The following is a 21,559-nucleotide window of genomic DNA, read 5'->3' as shown; positions in this document are numbered from 1 at the left end:
ATCATGACAACAATCAAGCAAATCGCCGTTATAGGCGCTGGCATTATGGGACAGGGTGTTGCCTATCAGTTTGCAAAATATGATTACGATATTACGCTGACTGATATTTCAGAAGAAGCACTGGCAAAAGCCAAAAAGGAAATCCGCAACATTGAACGACTGGACAAAATGCTGCATAAGTCGGCCGCCACAGTGAATGTACTGGATAAAATAACCTTTACCACCGATCTGGGTGCAGTAGCTGCCGCAGATTTTATCATAGAGAATATAACAGAAAACATCTCTCTCAAAGAAAATCTGTATCAACAACTAAAAAATATAGTGAGTGATCACGCCTTGTTAGCCGTAAACACTTCCGCAGTATCAGTAACAAGACTGGCTGCTTTCTTAAAAAATCCGCAACAGGTAATGGGCATCCATTTCATGAATCCGGTTCACCTGAAGCCAACCGTGGAGGTTATCAGAGGGCATCATACTACGCCGGCCACCATTGAAGCCACCCAGGCATTGTTGCACACCGTAAAAATGACGGGCGTAGTGGTAAACGACATGCCCGGATTTATCTCCAACCGCGTATTGATGCTAACCATCAATGAAGCCATTTTTKCCCTGCAGGATGGCGTAGCTACTATTCCTGACATTGATAAAATATTCAAGGAATGTTTTGGTCATAAAATGGGTCCGCTCGAAACAGCCGATCTGATTGGGCTGGATACCATTCTTTATACGCTGGATGTACTCCTCGCCAGCTATAACGACTCCAAGTTCCGGCCCGCTCCCCTGTTGAGAAAAATGGTGGATGCAGGGCTGCATGGCAGAAAAAGCAAAGAAGGATTCTACAAATACGACCTGAACTAAACGAACAGGCGTTTCAAATTATATCACTCATAAAATCATAACAACATGGACGTTACCACACAAGCAGGCATTAAAGCAACTATCAGGGAATTTCTTCAGCAACGTGTTGGACAGGAAATCAGCTTCTCTGAAACAGACGATGTTTTTACACTGGGCCTTACTTCTTTATTCGCACTGGAATTAGTCGTATTCCTGGAAAAAACCTTCGATATCACCGTAGAGAATGAAGACCTGGATCTGCAAAATTTCAATACGGTCAATCACCTCGAAGCATTTATTCTAAAAAAGAAAGGACAGCTATAGATGAATCCGGAATTAACAGTTACCCAACAAGCGCTCAAAGAAGAGTTCAGCCACTTTGTAGAAGCGGAACTGCAGCCTTATGCCAACGACTACGACAAACAGGGAGCCATTCCGATGGCACTGATTCAAAAGTTGGGTGCACAGGGTTACCTGGGCGCTACCATTCCCACCTACTATGGTGGCAGGGGCATGGACCAGCTATCATACGGGTTGCTGAATGAAGAAATAGGCAAAGCCTGTTCCTCCACACGCAGCCTGATAACCGTTCATTCCTCATTAACAGCGGAAACGTTGTTACGATGCGGTAGCAAGGCGCAAAAAGAAAAGTGGCTGCCACTGCTGGCAACAGGCACCAAACTGGCTGCTTTCGGCCTTTCTGAGCCAACAGCAGGCAGTGATACGGCCAGCATCAAAACATCCTACCTGGAAACAGCGGACGGCTATCTGTTGAATGGCGTAAAGAAGTGGATCACTTTTGCACAGATAGCAGACCTGCTTGTTATCATCGCCACCGGAGAACAAGGTATTACTGCATTCCTGGTAGAACGTAACACGCCAGGACTCACCATACAACCGATAGACGGTATCCTGGGAACCAGGGCTTCTATGCTCGGGGAAATACAGTTAAAGAATTGTATGGTGCCCGCAGAAAACATATTGGGTAAAAAAGGCTGGGGGCTACCACAGGTAGTCAACACCGCTTTGGACAATGGCCGGTACAGTGTCGCCTGCGGATCTTTGGGTATTGCCCGCGCCTGCCTGGAAGACAGTATCCATTATGCCAAAAACCGCGTTCAGTTTGGGCAACTGTTAAAAGATCATCAGTTGATCAAACAAAAGATTACCAATATGGTAACAGAAGTAAAGGCCGCCACCCTGCTGTGCAGAAATGCCGGTTACCTGCGGGATAAAAAAGATCCCAACAGCATTATACAAACGTCCATAGCTAAATATTACGCTTCCCGGATCGCCAACACTATTGCCGGTGATGCCGTGCAATTACATGGTGCGCTGGGATGCCACGATAGTATGTCTGTTCAACGATATTTCCGCGATGCCAAAGTCATGGAGATCATCGAAGGCACTACGGAAATACAACAGATATTAATTGCAGATCACAGCATCGCCAGTTTAAGTTCTATTTTATAATTCAGTATTATGATAGGCATTCAGTCCATAAAAACATATACCCCCGGCACGCCGGTATCTATTCACAGTCTGCAGGAGAAAGCCGCATTCGATGAAAACGAATTATCCTACTTTTCTACCTGTGGCATCGATACCGTGTACGATTCCGGCAACATCAGCAGCTATGAGCTGGCCAAAGGAGCCACTGAAAAACTGTTGCAGGAAACCGGCACCACTGCAACTGATATAGACCTGATCATTTATGTGCAGAGCAGGATGCCGGAACACTTTATCAGTTCGGAAGCAACCAGACTGCAACATGAAATAAAAGCAGACAACGCCCTCAGCTTTGCCATCACCAACCTGGGATGCGCCGATAGCTCTATGGCATTGAAGCTGGCCAAAGACTACCTGGTGGCCAACAGAAAAGCCAATCATGTACTCATCTGCTATGGTAACAAACTCTTTTCCCAATACCGCTTCCGCAACCCGGTGACCATTATGGGCGATGGCGGTGTGGCAGCATTGATCAGCAAAACAGCCGATCATAAAATTGCCGACATCAGTATCCAGACAAATGGCAAGTACTGGGACCTGTTCAAGCTGGAATACAAAAATAAAAGCGCTGATCAGTATAAAGAAGCATGTAGTGACACCCGGAAATATGGATTTGAACTGGCCATCGAAAGCAAAAACCGGTTTAAGGAAATCAATGATGCCCTACTAAAAAGCAATCAACTGGTGAAAGAAGATATCCATCATTTTTTACTGCAGAATATTTCTTCACGCGCCTACGAATATTATCAATCGGCTTTTGATATCCGGATCTCCCCTATCTGTGCCATCAATCTTGCACAGTACGGACACCTGGGAGCCGGCGATATTTTTCTCAATTACCAGACAGGCACCGAATCGGGCATTTTTCAGAAAGGGGAGAAAGTCCTGATCATGAATAACAGCCCCGTAGCGGCGTGGAGTTCCATACTCATTGAAGTGTAAACAACAATAACTAAAGCATTATGAGAAACACCGTTAACCATACTGAAAATATTCTCCCGAAAAAAAATCACAAAAAAACCATCAAGTGCGTGGTATGGGATCTCGACCATACCATGTGGCACGGCATACTTTTAGAAAATGATGAGCTGACCTTAAGGAAAGATATCCCGGAGATCCTGGCAACGCTCGACAGCTGGGGCATTATCAATTCCATCGCCAGCAAAAATAATTATGATGATGCCATCAGCAAACTGGAGGCCTTTGGTATCCGGCAATATTTCCTGTACCCCAAAATTAGCTGGGACCTGAAATCCAACTCCCTCCAAAAAATAAAAGAAGAACTGAATATCGGCATGGATAGCATCATTTTTATCGATGACCAGCCTTTCGAACGCGATGAAGTAGCCTTTGTGCACGAACAGGTTACCTGTTTGGATGTGGATAGCATAGAACACCTGCTTCAGATGTGTAAACCCCGTTTCATTACGCCCGAATCATCGCTGAGAAGAAAAATGTATCTCGATGATGATATCCGGAACCAGGAAGAACAGGAAATTGGTAACAACAAACAATTCCTGGAATCACTGCAACTCACGTTTGCCATCGCGCCGGCTACTGTAGATGATTTACAACGGGTAGAAGAACTTACTTTACGAACCAACCAGTTAAATGCTACCGGCTATTCCTATTCGTATGAAGAGCTGGAAGCCCTGGTAGCCTCTCCCGATCATCATCTTTTTGTGGCGGAGTTAACCGATAAATATGGCTCCTACGGAAAAATAGGGGTCGCCATGGTGGAGTGCAACAATAATACCTGGACGCTGAAGCTGCTGCTCATGTCCTGCAGGGTAATGTCCCGCGGCGTGGGTGGTGTGTTGCTGAACTATATTATCAATCTGGCGAAGAAAAACGGCTGCGTTCTGCAAGCAGAATTTCTGCCTACGGATAGAAACCGGGTGATGTACATCACCTACAAATTTGCCGGTTTCACTGAAGCCGGCAAGCTGGATAATGGTGGTATTTTGTTAGCCCATCCGGCAAATGCGATCGTTGATTACCCCGACTATATTCACCTTTCAATTGCTGAATAATGAAAGATATTGCCATCATAGGTATGGCGGGAAGATTTCCCGAAGCCAACAACATATTGGAGCTACGCCGTAACCTGGTAGCCGGTCGCGACAGTGTCAGAGATTTTTCCGTAGCCAGAAAATCGGCGACCACCATGGCGCCGGGAAAAAATTTCATGGGCATTGGTTTTATGGAAGATGTTGACAAATTCGACTATAAATTTTTCAACATCTCCAAAGGAGAAGCCGAGTATATGGATCCTCATCAGCGTTTACTGATGGAGGTAGTGTATGAAACAATAGAGAGCGCGGGGTATAATCCCGATTCGCTCCATGATACGGATACCGCCGTCTTTATTGGCGATACAGAACAGGAATATTCCCGGCTGGCAGATCATTTCGATCCTACCATTATAACGGGTAATACCAACGCTACTACCGCCGGCAGAATCTCCCGTTTCTTCCATTTCAGGGGCAATGCTGCCATGCTGGATACCGCCTGTTCCTCTTCCCTGCTGGCAGTACATATGGCCTGCAATGAACTGCTCATTGGCGACGCCAGCTATGCGCTGGCTGCCGGGGTACGCCTGATTCTGTTCCCCGCAGAAAAAAGTGACAGCACGGACCTCGGCATTATGTCCGCCGATGGAAAAACCAGGAGCTTTTCTGCCAATGCAGGAGGCGCCGGCGCCGGTGAAGCAATAGGATGTGTTTTACTAAAACGGTTGGATAAAGCGCTGGCAGATAACGATATTATTTATGCCGTTATTAAAGGCAGTGCCGCCAACCAGGATGCGCAACTATCCGGCAGTCTCACGGCACCCAGCAGCCAGGCCCAGTCAGAAGTCATCAAAAAAACATGGGAAAAAGGAAAGATCGACCCGATGACCGTTTCCTATATTGAAGCGCATGGCAGTGGCACCAAACTGGGAGATCCTATCGAAATTGCCGGTATCGATCTCGCGTTTAAAGGCATTACCGATGATAAACATTTCTGCGCCGTTTCTGCCATTAAAAGCAACATAGGACACACCGGTAGCGCTGCTGGCATTTCCGGCCTGATAAAGACGGTACTTTCCCTTCAGCATAAAGAGCTGTACCCTTCCATCCATTTCGATAAGCCTAACCCCTTCATCGATTTTAAACATTCAGTGACCTATGTAAACAACGCATTTAAAACCTGGGATGCTCCCTTTCCCAGAAGAGCAGGCGTCAGTTCATTTGGTCTCAGTGGTACCAACTGTCATGTACTATTGGAAGAAGCACCGGTCATCACAAAGGTGCAGGATACACCAGGGACCTTCATCTTCAACTTCTCTGCCAGGTCAGCTAATAGTCTGCAACAGTATATCCACAGTTTCTCCAGTTACCTAATGCAGCCGGACAGCGCGCCTTTGGCAGATATCAGCTTCACTTTAAACAGTGGCCGCAAGCATTATCAGCACCGGGTTTCTGTGACGGCGTCCACTAAAGAAGAACTAATACAACAGCTGCGCAACAGTAGCGCCAGCAACGCAAAAGAAGCGGTAAAAAAAGTAATTTTCCTCTTCTCCGGAGATGCCCCCGTCAGCGATGCATTGCTGAAAAACATCACGGACAGTCAACCCGGCCTGCGTAAATATGTGGCAGCATGCGCTGAACATTATACAGTTGCCAATGCCGCCATTAACCGCTTTGTATTACAATATGCCCTGTACCGGTTTGCAGAAGAAAAAGGCATGGTTATCACAGATTTGCTGGGAATAGGAACCGGCGACCTGGTAGTGGCAGTGGCACTCAACGAAATGTCGCTGGAAGAGGCCATCGGGCAATGTACTCCGGATGAAAATACTGTTCCCGATCTGACGCAAAAGCTGGTGGCCCTCGTAGAAAGAGAAACAGCAGAAAACCGGGTGCTGTTCATAGAATTAGGACCAGCCGGATGTTTATCACGCGGCTTACAACAGCTGCATTATCCTGATAAAGAATTCCTTTATCATGTTGCTACAGTGGAAACATCTCCCCTTGACATTATTCAAACATTGTACAGCCAGCAATTTCCCATCAACTGGGAAAAATATTATGCCGGATCTGATCATAGAAAAGTAAATCTGCCTGCCTACCATTTCGAAAAAATGCGTTGCTGGCTGAAAGAAATAATACCTGCAGCAGATTATGCTGCTACTGGCTTAAAAGAAGAGAACACCGCTCCCGTTGCTGCCAGCGAACCAGAAACATCACCGGAAACATTATCGGCTATTGTTCCGGATAACTGGTCAGAAACCGAAAAGAAAATTGCCGCCATCTGGATAACTGTTTTAAAACTGGAAGAGCTGTCCCTGGATGATGACTTCTTCAGACTGGGAGGTCATTCCTTATTGGCCACCAAAGTAATATCTACCATAGAAAAGGAATTTGGTATAAAACTGATCTTCAAAGACATTTTCACTTTTGCCACCGTCAGGTCATTGGCAAAAGGCGTGGATGGATTATTGGCCGATGGCACACAGCAGGGAAGTTACCAGGCCATACAACCAGCAGTGGCACAGGAATATTACCCGCTTTCGGAAGCACAGCGGCGCTTATGGCTGATACAGCAGGCAAATGAAAATACGCTGGCTTACAACCTGCCCTCCGCCCTGCTGATAGAAGGTACCCCTGATGTGCAGAAACTGGAGGCTGTATTTAATACACTCTGTAACAGACATGAAAGTTTACGCACCAGCTTTCACGAAAGAAATGCGAAGCCGGTACAAATAGTCCACCCGGAAATAACTTTTTCCTTACAGCAGATCACCCATAGCAAGGATCCGGAAACAGTGTGGAACAGCTTTCTGCAACCTTTCATCCTCACGCAGGCGCCGCTTTTCAGAGCCGGCCTCGCTACACTGGCACCCAATAAATACCTGCTGCTGTTCGACATGCATCACATTATATCTGATGGTGTATCTATGAGCGTATTCATCGATGAACTGGTGAAGTTATATCATGGAGAAACACTCTCTCCTTTAAAAATCCAATACAAAGATTTTGTGGTGTGGCAACAACAGCTGTTTGATAATGGCACGCTGTTGCAGCAGGAAAACTTCTGGTTACAACAATTTGCCGATGGCCTGCCCATACTGCAATTACCAACTGACAAACCAAGACCAGCTGCACAATCCTTTACCGGCGACAACCTCCGCTTTGAACTTTCTACCGCACAGGTACAAGGTATCCAGGCGTTGGCCTCAGCTACCGGCACCACGCCTTTCATGGTGCTGCTGGCTGTTTATAATGTGCTGCTGCATAAATATACCGGTCAGGAAGATATCATCATCGGTTCTCCTATTGCCGGCCGTTCGCACAATGACCTGGAAAACGTGGTGGGCATGTTTGTAAACACACTCGTGCTGAGAAACCAACCCGCCAGTCATAAAACTTTTACGCAGTTGCTCGAAGCGGTAAAAGAAAATTCGCTCAACGCCTATGAGCACCAGGACTATCCTTTCGCCTTATTGGTGGAAAAATTGAACGCAAAAAAAGATCCGTCCCGCAACCCATTATTCGATGTGGTATTTGTGCTCCAGAATATAGAAATCCCCGCCATACAACTGGGTAGTGATCTGACCATTTCCGGCTACCCGATGCAAACCGGTACCGCGCAGTTCGACCTGGTGATGGAGATCAATGAACAACCCGGTAGCTGGCCGGTGAAACTGGAATACAACACGGCCCTCTTTGAAGAAGAAACCATACTGCTGATGAAAGAACGTATCCTGGCGCTGCTCGATAATATCCTGGCTGATCCTGCGCGTACCATCGGTGAATGCTCCTTCAGGATTGCAGCAGAAACAATCCATGCGCCTGACAACCTGGATTTTGCCTTTAATTTTTAATTGGATTACCGAAAAACATTTCAAATAAAAAATATTACTGCCATGAACAAGGCCCTTCAACATAAAATTGCAACTGATTACTGGCTGGACAAAACCGGAAGGCTGGAACTATCAGAAATAACTGCTACTACACCGAATCCCGCTAAGTCCGGTCGCCTCTCCCGGTCGTTTTTGCTCGATGATGCCGTGGCAGCAACGCTCAGAAAAATATGTAATGACCAGGACGCAGCCATTTATGCTTTCTTTTCCGTTGCTATATATATCTTCATCCACAAATACACCGCTGCAGAAGAGATACTGATGGCCGGTCCGGCTCCCAAACTACCCGGGGAAGAGCCAACCTCCGCTCCGTTATTTTTAGCCACGGCTATCCATAAAGACAGCACCATCAGGCACCTGCTGCAAGCCTTCCAGGAAGAGCTGAAAGAAGCCTACCGTCATAAAGACTATTCCTTTGAGAAATTCTCAGAGAAATATGATACGCTGGTTGGGCCAACAGAATACCTCTTTAATTATGCTTTTTCCTATCTGCCATTAACCGGCGCAAATGAATACCAGGAAGCGTCTAAACTATCTTTTACTATTGATAGAAGATCAGCGTCTTTTAACCTGTCTATTCAACATACCCATCATTATGCGTCCTGGTTTGTTGCGCAGATAGGAGAACATTTGCAGCATATACTTCACTTTATTGTCAACAACCCATCTGCCTCTGTAGCAGCAGTACCGCTTTTGTCGGCCGCAGAAAAACAGCTGTTAACCGAAAAGTTCAATGATAACATGATTGACTTTCCGGAAAAAGATCTGACCATCCTTGCATTATTTGAAAAACAGGCGCAGCGCCATCCCGAACAAGTGGCTGTTGAGTTTGCGGGCAGGCAGATCACCTATCATACACTGCAGCAACGGGCGTTGGAACTGGCCATACAGCTGAAGGCAAAAGGAATTGGTGCAAGAGATATAGTAGCACTGGTTTGCGACCGGTCGGAACATATGATCACCGGCATGCTGGGAATTTTAAAAGCCGGCGCCGCCTACCTGCCGGTAGATGCTGATTTCCCGGACGAACGCATTCAGTACATCCTGAAAGATAGTTCCGCGAAACTGATCCTTACCACTAAAAATGTTCTAAACGAAAAACAGGAATATTTTAAGCAGGATGCACACCCCATATTATTGCTGGATGAAATGACAGGTCATGGCGACCTCGTTGATTTCTCCACCAGCAACGATCCTGGTGATCCTGCCTATATCATATACACCTCTGGTTCCACCGGCCAACCAAAAGGAATTGTGGTAAAGCAAAGCGGTGTTACCAATTTTGTGCTGGCCTATAAATGTGTTTTCGAAAAAGGCTTTAATACCACCGATCGTGTATTGGCGCTTTCAAATATTTCCTTTGATGCCAGTATAGCAGAAATATTTGTGGCACTGACCAGTGGGTCTACACTTGTGGTACTGGATAAAGCAAGACTATTTGATGCTGCCCGCCTGGCTGCCTTCCTGGTCAACGAAAACATCACCTACGCCTACATACCACCGGTGTTGCTGAAGGATCTTTATACCCATCTGCAGGAACAGACCACACCTATTCCCCTGAGGAAGATGTTTGTAGGAGTGGAACCTATCAAAGATACCCTGCTGTATGACTACAATACCTTAATACCGGAGCTGGACATCATTAACGCTTACGGCCCTACGGAAACAACCGTTATTTCCAGCGTGCTGCGTTATAAAGCAGTTCCTCCGACAGGTGAAAATGTTTCTATCGGGCAACCTATCCCCAACTACCGCATCTACATCCTCAATGATGAGCTGGAGTTGTTGCCGGTAGGCGTACCCGGTGAAATATGTGTGGCTGGCCCCGGCGTAACACAGGGCTATCTGAACAATGAAGAACTGACCGCCGCCAAATTCGTAGCTGATCCTTATCGCAAAGGGCAACAAATGTACCGTTCCGGTGACCTGGCCAAATGGACGCCGGAAGGTGATATCGTGTTTATTGGCAGAAAAGATAACCAGGTCAAGATCCGCGGCTACAGGATAGAGCTGGAAGAAATAGCAGCGGCCTTACAAAGCCACCCTGCAATAAAGGAAGCAGTGGTAAGTGCCTTCGAAGACGAGATGGAAGTCAAATATCTATGCGCCCATATCGTGCCCTCCGCCGATATCGCGATTACTGATATCGTCACTTATTTATCGCTCCGGCTGCCGGCGTATATGATCCCGTCCAGGTTTATGATGCTGGACAAAATGCCCGTTACCAGCAATGGAAAAACAGACCGGCGCAAATTGCCGCGGCCTGAAAATGAGCAACGGGTACTGGGAAAAGAAGATGAGCCAGCTACCGCACTGGAAGAAAAACTGGTAGCTATCTGGAAAGAAATTTTAAATACCACACAAATAGGTGTCAACGATAACTTCTTCGCCTTAGGCGGCCATTCCTTAAAGGCTGCTAAGCTGATTACAGTTATCCTACAGGATCTTCAGGTAGAAGTGCCACTGCGGCAGGTGTTCTCCAGCGGCACTATCAAACAGCTGGCTACCTATATACAACAGGCCAGCAAAGCAGTACAGTTTGACATTCCTGTTGCGCCACCATCCGCTGCCTATCCTGCCTCTTTTGCACAACAGGGCATCTACCTGAGCTACCTGCTGAATAAAGCGGCCACCAACTACAACATGCCCACCGTATTCCGCGTGGAAGGACAGATAGATATTGCAAAACTGGAAACCGCACTTAAAACGGTCATCAAACGACAAGCCGTACTAAGAACCGGCTTTAGTTTTTCAGAAGAACACATCATGCAGCATGTCGCTGAAAACGTTTCTTTTGAAATTCCTGTTAAACAGGATAAGGACCCTGACATACACCAGTATGTGACCAATTTTGTACAACCTTTTGATCTGAGCAAACCACCGTTGCTGCGGGCATTGTTTATAGAAAAGGAGGTGGAATCCGGTCTCCTGCTGATGGACATGCACCATATTATTTCCGATGGTATATCCATGAATATTTTCATGCAGGAGCTGATGGCGGCTTATCATTCAGACGCATTGCCTCCGCTGAAAATTCAATATAAAGACTACGCTGCCTGGCTGGCCACTTACAGTAAAACCAAGGCCTTTGACGATAACAAACAATACTGGCTGGAAACATTTACCAACCGGCAGATCGCACTGGACCTGCCACTGGATTATCCGCGCTCCAATGATAAAAACCTCGAAGGTGGTCTTCATTTCGCCCCTATCGACCAGGAAACAGCTTCCAGGCTGAAGCAGATAGTCAATACAGAAGGAAGTACCATTTTCCTGCTTACAATGGCCGCGTATCACCTGTTACTGGCTACATATACCGGCCAAAAGAACATCATTGTAGGTACTGCGGTAGCAGGCCGTGTGCATCGCGACCTCGACCCGATGATCGGCATGTTTGTAAATACCCTGCCCATCAGATGCGCGGTGGATATGCAACAGCCATTTACACAACTAATGGAACAGCTGAGAGATACGTTCTTCTCCGCCCTGGATCATCAGCTGTACCCGATGGAAGAGCTGGTGGAAGAACTGCAGCTGGTGAGAGATGTAAACAAAAATCCGCTGTTCGATACCATGTTCGGCTATCACAGCATAGAAATGCAGTCCTGGGCCAACGGCAACCTGTCTTTAACTCCGCTGGCAATGGACATGAAAGAGGCCAGCGTAAAGTTCGATCTGTCAGCATCTATCCTGGAAGCCAATGGAGAAATGCAGGTGCTTTTCAACTACTCAAAAAGCCTGTTTAAAACGTCTACCATCGAAAAAATGGCAGCACATTACCTGACCATCCTGAAAACAGTAGCCTCCACTCCCGCTGTACGACTGGATGCTATTAATCTCGACAGGGAAGGTGACCACGAAAATTCGTTTTCTTACGAAAACAAACAACAGCTGTTCCAATACCTGGGTATAGATGAAAACACTTACGAAGCAGCCTATCCGCTTAACACCACCCAACGGGATATTTATTTCACCTGCATAATAAACCCGGAAGGATTTACCCTCCGACCACTGGCGTATTTTGAGATTGAAGAAGAGATAACAGTACCACTTTGGGAAGAAGCCATCAAAGCGGTCACCCGGCAGGAAGACAGTCTCCGCTCCACCGTCATCACAAAAGATGCGGAAGTTTTCCAGGGCGTGAGAAAAGAGATGATTCCCCCCTTCCGCTATGCTGATATCAGTGGAGAAGTAAAAGACGCCGAAGATATTTATCCGTTGATAAAAAAATATTGCGATGAAAACCAGGACATCCACCAACCACATTTTAAACACTACCTCTTCAGGATCAGTCATGATCATTATGTGACAGCCGTAAGTGCACATCATATTTTCACCGATGGTACCTCCTTCAAATTGTTGATTGAAAAAATTGACAAAGCTTATCATTTACTGAAGGAAGGAAAAGTCAGTGAAGAAACGCACATACCATATGGACACGATGTTTTTGATCACCTGGCCCGGTTTGATACGCCGGCCATCGAAAATTTCTGGCGCCGGCAATTATCGGAGGTACAGCCATTATCCTATTCCGGCACATTGCCCGGAAGAAATGCCATCATTGCGGATGTACTCACCATCGCCGGCGAAGAGGCTTCCCATGTAATCAGCTATTGCAAAAAACATGGTATAAAACCACATATATTCTTTAAGGCCATCTTCACGCTGCTGGCAAAATACTACTGCACTGCCGATCATGATTTCTGTATCAGAGAAAATATAGCCGGACGTAGCAGGCAGCAAATGAATACGCTGGGAGTGTATTCGCACGTTTTCCCATTGCTCATAACACAGCAGTCCTTTAACGAAACAACTTCCTTCGATGAATTCTGTGCCTACCTGCAACAACAGAAAAGAGATGCGAATCCTTACCGCCACATTTCCCTGGCACTGCAAAACCATATCATCGGAGATGAGCCATTATCCTTCTTCTACAACTATCAGCACTTTGTAAACGCTGATACCAAAACCAGGATGGGTACCTTGAAAAGGGTATACAACATTCTTGATAACCACGTGGAACTGAGGGTACTGGAGCAGGAAACCTCCTTTGAATTAAAGATCGATTATGACGAAAAAATATTTAACGGAGAAAATTATCTGAGCCGGGCACATCATATACTCCAACAGGTACTGACGCAAAATAAACCACTGCGGGAACTACAGTATGTAACAGAATCCGAGTTGGAACAGCTCAGCACTTTTGGATATAACCCCGGCGATAAAGCAGAAAAAAATATCCTCGAACTGTTTGAAGTACATGCAAAGGCGAAGCCGGAGCATATCGCGATCGTTTTCAAAGATAAAAATATCACCTATGCGGAACTGGATCGTTTATCCAACAACGTAGCCGCCCATTTGCAGACATTAGGCGCTCAAACGGAAGATATCATCGGTATTATGGTAGAACGTTCAGAGTGGATGGTGGTGAGTATGCTGGGGGTATTAAAATCAGGAGCTGCCTATCTTCCTGTGGATCCGGAATATCCACTGGACAGAATTGAATACCTGTTGAGCGATAGTAACGCTAAAATGATGCTGACCGATGCTGCCGGAAAAAGCACTTACCCATCAGGGATATTGATCGAAGAAATCGCGCAACAATCTGCCATACCTGTAAAAAAAGCCATCAGCCCCACACAGCTGGCCTATGTGATCTACACTTCCGGTACTACCGGCAGGCCGAAGGGAGTAATGGTGGAACATAAGGCGTTAAGCAATATTGCGGAAGCCTGGCGCGTAGCCTATGAGCTGGATACGTTTGAAGTTCGTATGCTGCAAATGGCCAGTTTCTCTTTTGATGTATTTACCGGCGATGTGGTGCGCACCATCACCAATGGTGACCGCATGATTATCTGCCCTTCTGAAACACGCCTGGACCCTAAATCGCTGTATGACCTGCTATCATCACATCAGATCAACTTCTTCGAGTCTACTCCGGCCCTGATAGCACCGCTGATGGATTACGCGCATGAGCATAAAAAGGATATCAGCTTCTTAAGACTGTTAATACTTGGTTCAGATACCTGCCTGCTCACCTACTTCAGAAAGCTGATGGAGAGATATGCTCCCGGCATCAGGGTGCTCAACAGCTACGGCGTTACAGAAACATGTGTTGATTCCGGCTTCTACGAAACTTCGCTGGAATTACTGCCTGCTACCGGTAACACCCCCATTGGTAAACCGCTGTTAAACTATACCTATCATGTTTGTAATACTTCGCATCAGTTAGTACCCGCGGGATTACCAGGCGAACTATGGATAGGAGGACACAGCGTAGCAAGAGGCTACCTGAACAGACCAGACATCACCGCCGAAAAATTTATTACCAACCCACACACCGGTGAACGGGTATACAAAACAGGCGATATCGTACGCTGGCTCCCCGATGGTAATATTGAATTTTTAGGAAGAAAAGATGACCAGGTAAAAGTACGGGGATACAGAATAGAATTACAGGAAATTGAAAGCATCCTTTTGCGCGAGCCACAGGTAAAAGAAGTGGTGGTCACCGTATTCGGTCAGGAAAATGAAAAAGAACTGGTATGCTGGTATGCCAGCCAATCCGGAGAAGAACTAAGCGGTTTGAAAGATGCTTTAAAACAGCAACTCCCTGACTATATGGTGCCGGCTCATTTTATTTTACTGGAACATCTTCCGGTAACGCCTAACGGCAAAATTGATAAAAAAGCCCTGCAGGATCCGCTGAAATATATAGATAGTCGCCGTATCATTACAGAAGCCCCGGCCACCGAAACGGAAAGCACCTTGCTGGGTATCTGGCAGGATATTTTAAAGAGAACCAACATTGGCGTACTTGATCATTTCTTCGAGTTGGGTGGTCAGTCCCTGAGAGCGATGGTACTGGTTTCGCGGATACAGAAAACCTTTGCGGTAGATATCTCTTTAAAAGATATTTTCCTATATCCTACTATCCGCTCGCTGGCCAACCAGGTAAACAATTCCTTATCCAGCCGTTTTGTATCTATTCCCAGGATTAGCCCGCAAGCGCACTACCCGCTCTCTTCCGCCCAAAAAAGGGTGTTTGTAATTAACCACTTCAAAGGAGCGGAAATCAGTCATAATATGTGGAACGGTTGCTGGATAGAAGGTGACCTCGATGTACCAGGACTGGAAAAGGCTTTTCAGTCATTAATCAACAGGCATGAAACCTTACGCACCTCCTTCTCCATGGTAAACGGAGAACCAGTGCAGATTATACACGACAAAATTGATTTTCATTTAAAACATACCCAGGGTAAAGAAGAAGATGCTCCTGCCGAGGTAGCCACCTTCATCCGGAAATTTGAACTGAGCGAAGCACCGCTCCTCCGGGCAGCCATATACGAAGTGAACCCGGAAAAATACCTGTTGCTGTTCGACATGCACCATATCATTGGTGATGAGGTGTCGATGGGAACATTTCTCCGGGAACTATGGGAAACATATGATGGCGCCACGTTACCGGAACCTGCTGTGCAATACAAAGACTACGTAGCCTGGCAGCAATCCCCGTCTGTTACGGGTGTTATTTCGCGACAAAAGCAATACTGGATCCAGCAATTTGAAGGTGAACTGCCGGTGATGGAATTGCCTTTCGATTTTCCAAGGCCATTGTCCCAAACATTTGAAGGCAGTGATTATTCCTTTAAAGTCGATGAGGCCACAGCCGCCCGGGCACTTCAGTTTGCCAGCGAAAAAGGCGTTACCCTCAATATGTTGCTGCTGGCGGTATATAATATTCTCCTGTCAAAATATACTTCACTGGAAGATATTATCGTAGGCACACCGGTGGCTGGACGCACACATGCGGACCTGGAGCCGGTAATTGGCATGTTTGTGAACACACTCGCCATCCGGAGTTATCCTGCAGCAGAGAAAATGTTTGAACAGTTTTTGGAAGAAATAAAAATGACGGCGCTTTCTGCCTACGAAAACCAGGACTATCCGTTTGAAGAATTGGTGGAAGCACTGCAACTCAAAAGGGATCCAAGCCGCACACCGCTATTTGATACGCTGTTCCAGTTTATCAGCAAACAAAACAGCGAAGAAAACTATACGCTGAAATTTGCACCCTTCCCCTTAAATATCAGTGTGGCTAAGTTTGACCTTACCTTCCTGGCTGTGCAGAACGGGGAAGATATTGACTTCGTGCTGAACTATAATAAAGGGTTGTTTGAAGCAGCTTCTATTCAAAGACTGGCCAAACATTTCTATAATATCCTTGTACAGATTATAGATCAGCCAGCCATTCCATTGCAGCAGATTTCTTTGTTAGATGAAGAAGAAATCCAGGTGCTCAAAGCATTTGGAGGCAGCCCAGAGAAAAATGTGCCAGCTGTCACCATACCGGATGTATGGTACGAACAGGCTTTACAACAAAAAACACAAACAGCGGTCACCAGTAGCAATGGCAGCTTAACTTTTGAAGAGCTGGACCAGCAATCCACCGCACTCGCCATTTATTTACAGGAAGTTTACAACGTACAGCCGGGAGATAAAATAGCTTTAATGCTCCAAAGAACCCTGGATATGCCCGTCACGTTGCTCGCCATTCTGAAAACCGGCGCCGCGTATGTGCCGGTGGATCCACATTTCCCGGCACAACGCATCGAATACATACTTGGCAACAGCGGATGCAATATGATCGTTGCAGATAAAGATTTTAATTTCTCATTGCCGGTATTTAATATTTATGCCGAACGGCAGCCAACCGGACAACAGGAACTGAAAGAGATATCCATTACTCCTGCTGACCTGGCCTACATCATCTATACTTCCGGTTCTACAGGTGTTCCCAAAGGAGCTATGCTGGAACATGGAAATGTAACAGGTTTCACAAGAAACTTCGGACCTGTTTATGGCATCTTACCTGGCGATAAAATTCTGGCTATCAGCAATATCACTTTTGATCTTTCTGTGCTGGAAATACTATGCAGCCTGCTTTCCGGGGTATGTGTGGTGCTCGCCAACGATGAGGAAATAAATGATTTCCCCAAAATCGAAGCAATGATCCGGGAACACCAGGTAAACGTATTACAAATGACGCCTTCCCGCTTTTCCTTATTCCTGCAAACAGTAGGTCTGGGGATCATAGGCGGCATCAAAACGGTGATTACCGGAGGTGAACCAGTGCATGTGGAATTGCTCAATGCACTGAGGCGGCATAAGAACACCCGTATTTTTACCAGTTGCGGTCCCACGGAAACATGTATCTACAGCACTACTGATGAAGTAAAAGATAATAAGATCACCATTGGAAAACCACTATTGAATGAACAGATCCTCATCATAGGCAACCATGGACAAATGCAACCGATCAATGTGGTAGGAGAAATATATGTGGCAGGATCAGGCGTTGGAAGAGGCTATTGCAACCAGGAGGCGCTCACCAATGAAAAATACTTCCGTGATGAAAAACTATCTTCCGAAAGAATTTATAAATCCGGAGATATAGGAAGATGGCTGGCAGATGGTCGTATCGAATGTCTCGGACGGAAAGATACCCAGATAAAACTACGGGGCTACCGCATTGAACTGGGTGAAATTGAAAATGCACTCAGCAAAATGGAAGGCATTGGCATGACAGCCGCCATTGTCACCAATATCAAAGGAGAAAAACAAATCGCTGCATTTTATGAATCTGACAGGGAATATGGCTACTCTACTATCCGTACCTTCCTGGCAGATCGTCTGCCCAGCTATATGTTGCCGCTTTTCTGCATTTACGTGCCGAAGATGCCGCTGACCACCAATGGTAAAATAGATAAAAAAGCATTGGAACAACTGGCACAACAACAGGAAGCCACAGACAAACCTTTCGAAGAACCAATAGGKCCCCTTCAAAAAACGTTGGCCGCCATCTGGAGCGAGGTCCTCCGCATCGATCGCATTGGCACCACCGATAACTTCTTTGAAATAGGTGGTAACTCCATCCGGTTAATCCAGGTATTGAACAGGATTAAAAAAGAACTGGAGATCAACATTCCATTAACCACCGCATTTACCTACCCTACCATTAAGGCGCTGGCAGATAAAATAAAAATGCTCAGTGAATTCGGCAGCGTATCCGCGGAAGAATTTTACTCCGTGGTAAATGCAGGAAAACCACAAACGATCTTTTGCTTCCCTCCTGCTATCGGCTACTCTTTCATCTACACAGCGCTCGCAGAGTATTTTCCAAATCACACCATCTGTTGTTTTCATTTCCATGAACATGAAGACAGATTAGAGCAATACATGGCCGTGATGAATGAAATGCAGCCAGATCTGCCATTGATACTGATGGGCTATTCTGCCGGCGGAAACTTTGCTTTCGAATTAGCAAAAGAACTGGAAGCAAAAGGAAGAGAAGTAGCGGATGTTATTCTTATAGATAGCTTCAAACGCTGGGCGCCGAAGGAAAAAACACCGGAAGAAATAGAAGCCACCGTGCAGGCTTATTATGACATTGTAGACTGGTCCATATTTTCAGTAGACCCGGATTACCTGGAAACGCTGAAGAAAAATACCATGAGCAAAATTGCCGGCTATTGTAAATATATGAATGGCAAAACAGATCCTGGTACCGTCAATGCCCGGATACATATTGTAAAATCCAAACAGGAATGGAGTACTCCCGAAACAAACCGTGACTGGGAAGAAAGCTCCACCAGTGGTTTTTATATTCACCAGGGGGAAGGCTTACATCCTGAAATGTTTAACCCGGAGTATTTGTCGCACAATGCCGGGCTCATTTACAACATCACCCAACAGGTAAGCAGCCAACATTTAGTGCAGCAGCCTTCATTTAGTTAATATTTATGTGGCGGGGGTTAGGCCCCCGCCATTACTATTCCCCCCTCCACAAACAATCCTGCTTTCTTGTATTTCCATTGCTGATAAAAAATATTATTTTTACGATCAACTATCACACGGCAAAAGTCAATCAAATCAGCACTATCATTATGGAAAACAACGTTAAAAAAGTATGGTTCATCACAGGCGCATCTGGCGGCTTTGGAAAATCATTTGCAGAATACGCCATTCAACAGGGCTACCAGGTAGTAGTTACCGCACGGCGTCTCGATAAACTGGAAAGCATCAAAATGCTGGCTCCGGATCAGGTAGAAGCAATCAGGATGGATGTTAACAACAACGATGAAATAGCGGCCGCCGTAAAAGCGGTTATCGCTCGCTTTGGTCGTGTGGATGTACTCATCAACAACGCCGGCTATAGCATTGTAGGCGCCGTAGAAGAAACACCGGAAGCAGAGTTGCGTGCACTGATGGACACCAACTTTTTTGGCGCGGTAAGTGTAACCAACGCCCTGCTGCCCCTGTTCAGACAGCAGCAATCAGGTGCTATCGTTAACATCAGCAGTATGGGCGGACAACTATCCTTTCCCGGATTTGCGGCTTATTCTGCCTCTAAATTTGCACTGGAAGGCCTCTCAGAAGCTTTAGCTGGCGAGATGGCTCCCCTGGGAATTAAAGTAATGATTGTAGAGCCGGGTCAATTCAAAACAGAACTGGCTGGTGCAGCCATGAAACACATGCCGGAAATAGCGGCCTACGAAAGTACTGTTGGGCCTACAAGAAATTTCGCCAAAACGATGCATGGCACACAGGAAGGAGATCCAGCAAAAGCAGCAGCGGCTATCGACAAAGCCTTGTCTGCTCCCAACACACCGCTGAGATTACAATTAGGTGAAGATGCCGTTGTTGCCATTAAACAACACAGCGAAAACCTTTTAAAAGATCTGGCCGAGTGGGAACAGCTGGCAGCGGATACGAAATTAAATGCTTAAATAAAGCGCGTATGTACAATAGTACAAAAAGAGAAAAAGCGACATATCGCTTTTTCTCTTTTCTTATTAATAGATATCAGAATTTATCCCAGAAAAGCCTGGTTGTTAATTTATCTCCACCAATACTGGCAGATGCTGCGGCATAGTTACCGGCATTCAAATTTTTCTCCGCAATCGGGTAGATATAACGCCTGGGAATATCATTGTAGGTAAGGTCTACAGGAACATTGAAAACAGGATAATCATATCTCCGCCACGCCAGCCAACCTTCTACTCCGCGGTTATAAAATGCCAGGTATTGCTGTGTTCCTATCTTCTTTTTATAATCACCAGGCGCCTTATCATAAGCAACATTCGCCTGGTTGATATAAGAGTTATATTCTGCATCCGTACATCCCCAATAAGCAAGAGAGGCCTTCACCCCATTATTATAATGCGTGATGGCTGTGCCGGGCACATTAAATCCTCTTTCTTTTGCTTCCGCCAGTAAAAACTCTGTTTCACTGTTATCAAATAAAAGTGCTTCAAAATCAGCGGCGGTAGTAGCCGGGTTAAAATGCGAGTAGGCGCCATAGGTATTAGCGGAACCATATACTCCACCAAGGTAGCCGGCATCTTTCAGGGTAAAAAATGCTTTTCTTCTCGGATCCTGCAAATTATTCATAATGTCAACAATCGTATTGGCTGGTACCCAATCCGTACGTCCGCCCTGAATAACATCTGCCCATACAGGATTATTATTCGGAGGGGCGATCATGTATTTTAACCGGGCGTTATCTGCGGCAGCTAATATTAATCCGCCTTTGTCTGCAGCAGCAGATTCTATTATTGTTTTGGCTTTTGTCTGGTCAACATCTGCCAGCTGCAATCCAAGCCTTAATTTAAGACTGTTGCCAAATTTAATCCAGGCAGATACGGATCCGTTATAAATAATATCATTATTATTATCAAAGCCTGCTCCTTTGGCATCCAGCCCGCTGATGTCCGCATCCAGTCTTTTCAGTAAATCAGCAAAAATAACTTCCTGTTTGTCGTAAGAAGGTAACATGTTGCTGTTCTTCAATGCCTGTGTATACGGGATGTCACCAAAAGTGCTCACCAGTATAGAATAAGTATATACCTGTAACATATCGATGATCAGCAGCTGATTGCTGACTTGTACCTTATCCGGATTTATTTCTCCCGGAATCAGCATTTTAGCTTCTTCCAGGTCTTTCAACACATCGCGGTACATGGGATCCCAGAAGGTATCCGGCACCTTTCTTTCCTGCAGCCGGTACTGGCTCTCCGTTGGATAGGTCGTTTGTGCCCAGTACTGCGCCATCAAACGAAATACATTGTTGAATACACTACTATTGGTCATCGCATCTACAAGACTCTTTTGCGCAGCAGTAACCAACGTGGCGCCCGGCACTATAGCTGCGCCTTTGGTGGGTGTGTTGAGATCTGTTTTGGTACAGGACAACAGCACTATTGTACATAACCCAAAAAATATGGTTGCTTTCTTCATGTTGCT

The 21,559-nt window shown here is 45.9% G+C and carries 9 protein-coding genes; 8 read left to right on the top strand and 1 reads right to left on the bottom strand.

The features are described from left to right. Positions 1 to 3 precede the first annotated feature (3 nt). The 8 genes from AC1DCV_RS30935 to AC1DCV_RS30900 all read left to right on the top strand — a co-directional run bounded on the left by AC1DCV_RS30935 (position 4) and on the right by AC1DCV_RS30900 (position 20,043). Positions 4 to 858, top strand: coding sequence for a 3-hydroxyacyl-CoA dehydrogenase family protein (locus tag AC1DCV_RS30935; RefSeq protein ID WP_477026793.1), 855 nt, complete (start codon positions 4 to 6; stop codon positions 856 to 858). A gap of 45 nt (positions 859 to 903) precedes the next feature. Then, positions 904 to 1,161 (top strand): acyl carrier protein, encoded by a 258-nt coding sequence (locus tag AC1DCV_RS30930; RefSeq protein WP_441571712.1) that lies wholly within the window; start codon positions 904 to 906, stop codon positions 1,159 to 1,161. Beyond that, complete coding sequence (locus AC1DCV_RS30925; protein WP_477026792.1) at positions 1,162 to 2,310, top strand: acyl-CoA dehydrogenase family protein; 1,149 nt, start codon at positions 1,162 to 1,164, stop codon at positions 2,308 to 2,310. 9 nt (positions 2,311 to 2,319) lie between these two features. Further along, positions 2,320 to 3,288 (top strand): 3-oxoacyl-[acyl-carrier-protein] synthase III C-terminal domain-containing protein, encoded by a 969-nt coding sequence (locus tag AC1DCV_RS30920; protein WP_477026791.1) that lies wholly within the window; start codon positions 2,320 to 2,322, stop codon positions 3,286 to 3,288. 20 nt (positions 3,289 to 3,308) lie between these two features. Then, positions 3,309 to 4,379 carry an HAD-IIIC family phosphatase gene (locus AC1DCV_RS30915; RefSeq protein ID WP_477026790.1) on the top strand — a complete coding sequence of 357 codons (1,071 nt, stop codon included), beginning with the start codon at positions 3,309 to 3,311 and terminating at the stop codon, positions 4,377 to 4,379. Then, positions 4,379 to 8,215 (top strand): condensation domain-containing protein, encoded by a 3,837-nt coding sequence (locus AC1DCV_RS30910; protein ID WP_477026789.1) that lies wholly within the window; start codon positions 4,379 to 4,381, stop codon positions 8,213 to 8,215. The genes AC1DCV_RS30915 and AC1DCV_RS30910 overlap by 1 nt, the downstream gene beginning before the upstream one ends. Before the next feature lie 42 nt (positions 8,216 to 8,257). Beyond that, positions 8,258 to 19,051 carry an amino acid adenylation domain-containing protein gene (locus tag AC1DCV_RS30905; protein WP_477026788.1) on the top strand — a complete coding sequence of 3,598 codons (10,794 nt, stop codon included), beginning with the start codon at positions 8,258 to 8,260 and terminating at the stop codon, positions 19,049 to 19,051. Between the two features lie 149 nt (positions 19,052 to 19,200). Further along, positions 19,201 to 20,043: an oxidoreductase gene (locus AC1DCV_RS30900; protein ID WP_477026787.1), complete on the top strand. Its 843-nt coding sequence runs from the start codon at positions 19,201 to 19,203 to the stop codon at positions 20,041 to 20,043. Between the two features lie 76 nt (positions 20,044 to 20,119). Here the strand turns inward: AC1DCV_RS30900 and AC1DCV_RS30895 are convergent, their stop codons facing one another. After that, positions 20,120 to 21,553 carry a SusD/RagB family nutrient-binding outer membrane lipoprotein gene (locus tag AC1DCV_RS30895; protein ID WP_477026786.1) on the bottom strand — a complete coding sequence of 478 codons (1,434 nt, stop codon included), beginning with the start codon at positions 21,551 to 21,553 and terminating at the stop codon, positions 20,120 to 20,122. Positions 21,554 to 21,559: the final 6 nt, after the last annotated feature.

Source organism: Chitinophaga sp. 10T418 (assembly GCF_056394125.1).
This window is presented reverse-complemented; position numbering and strand designations above follow the sequence as displayed.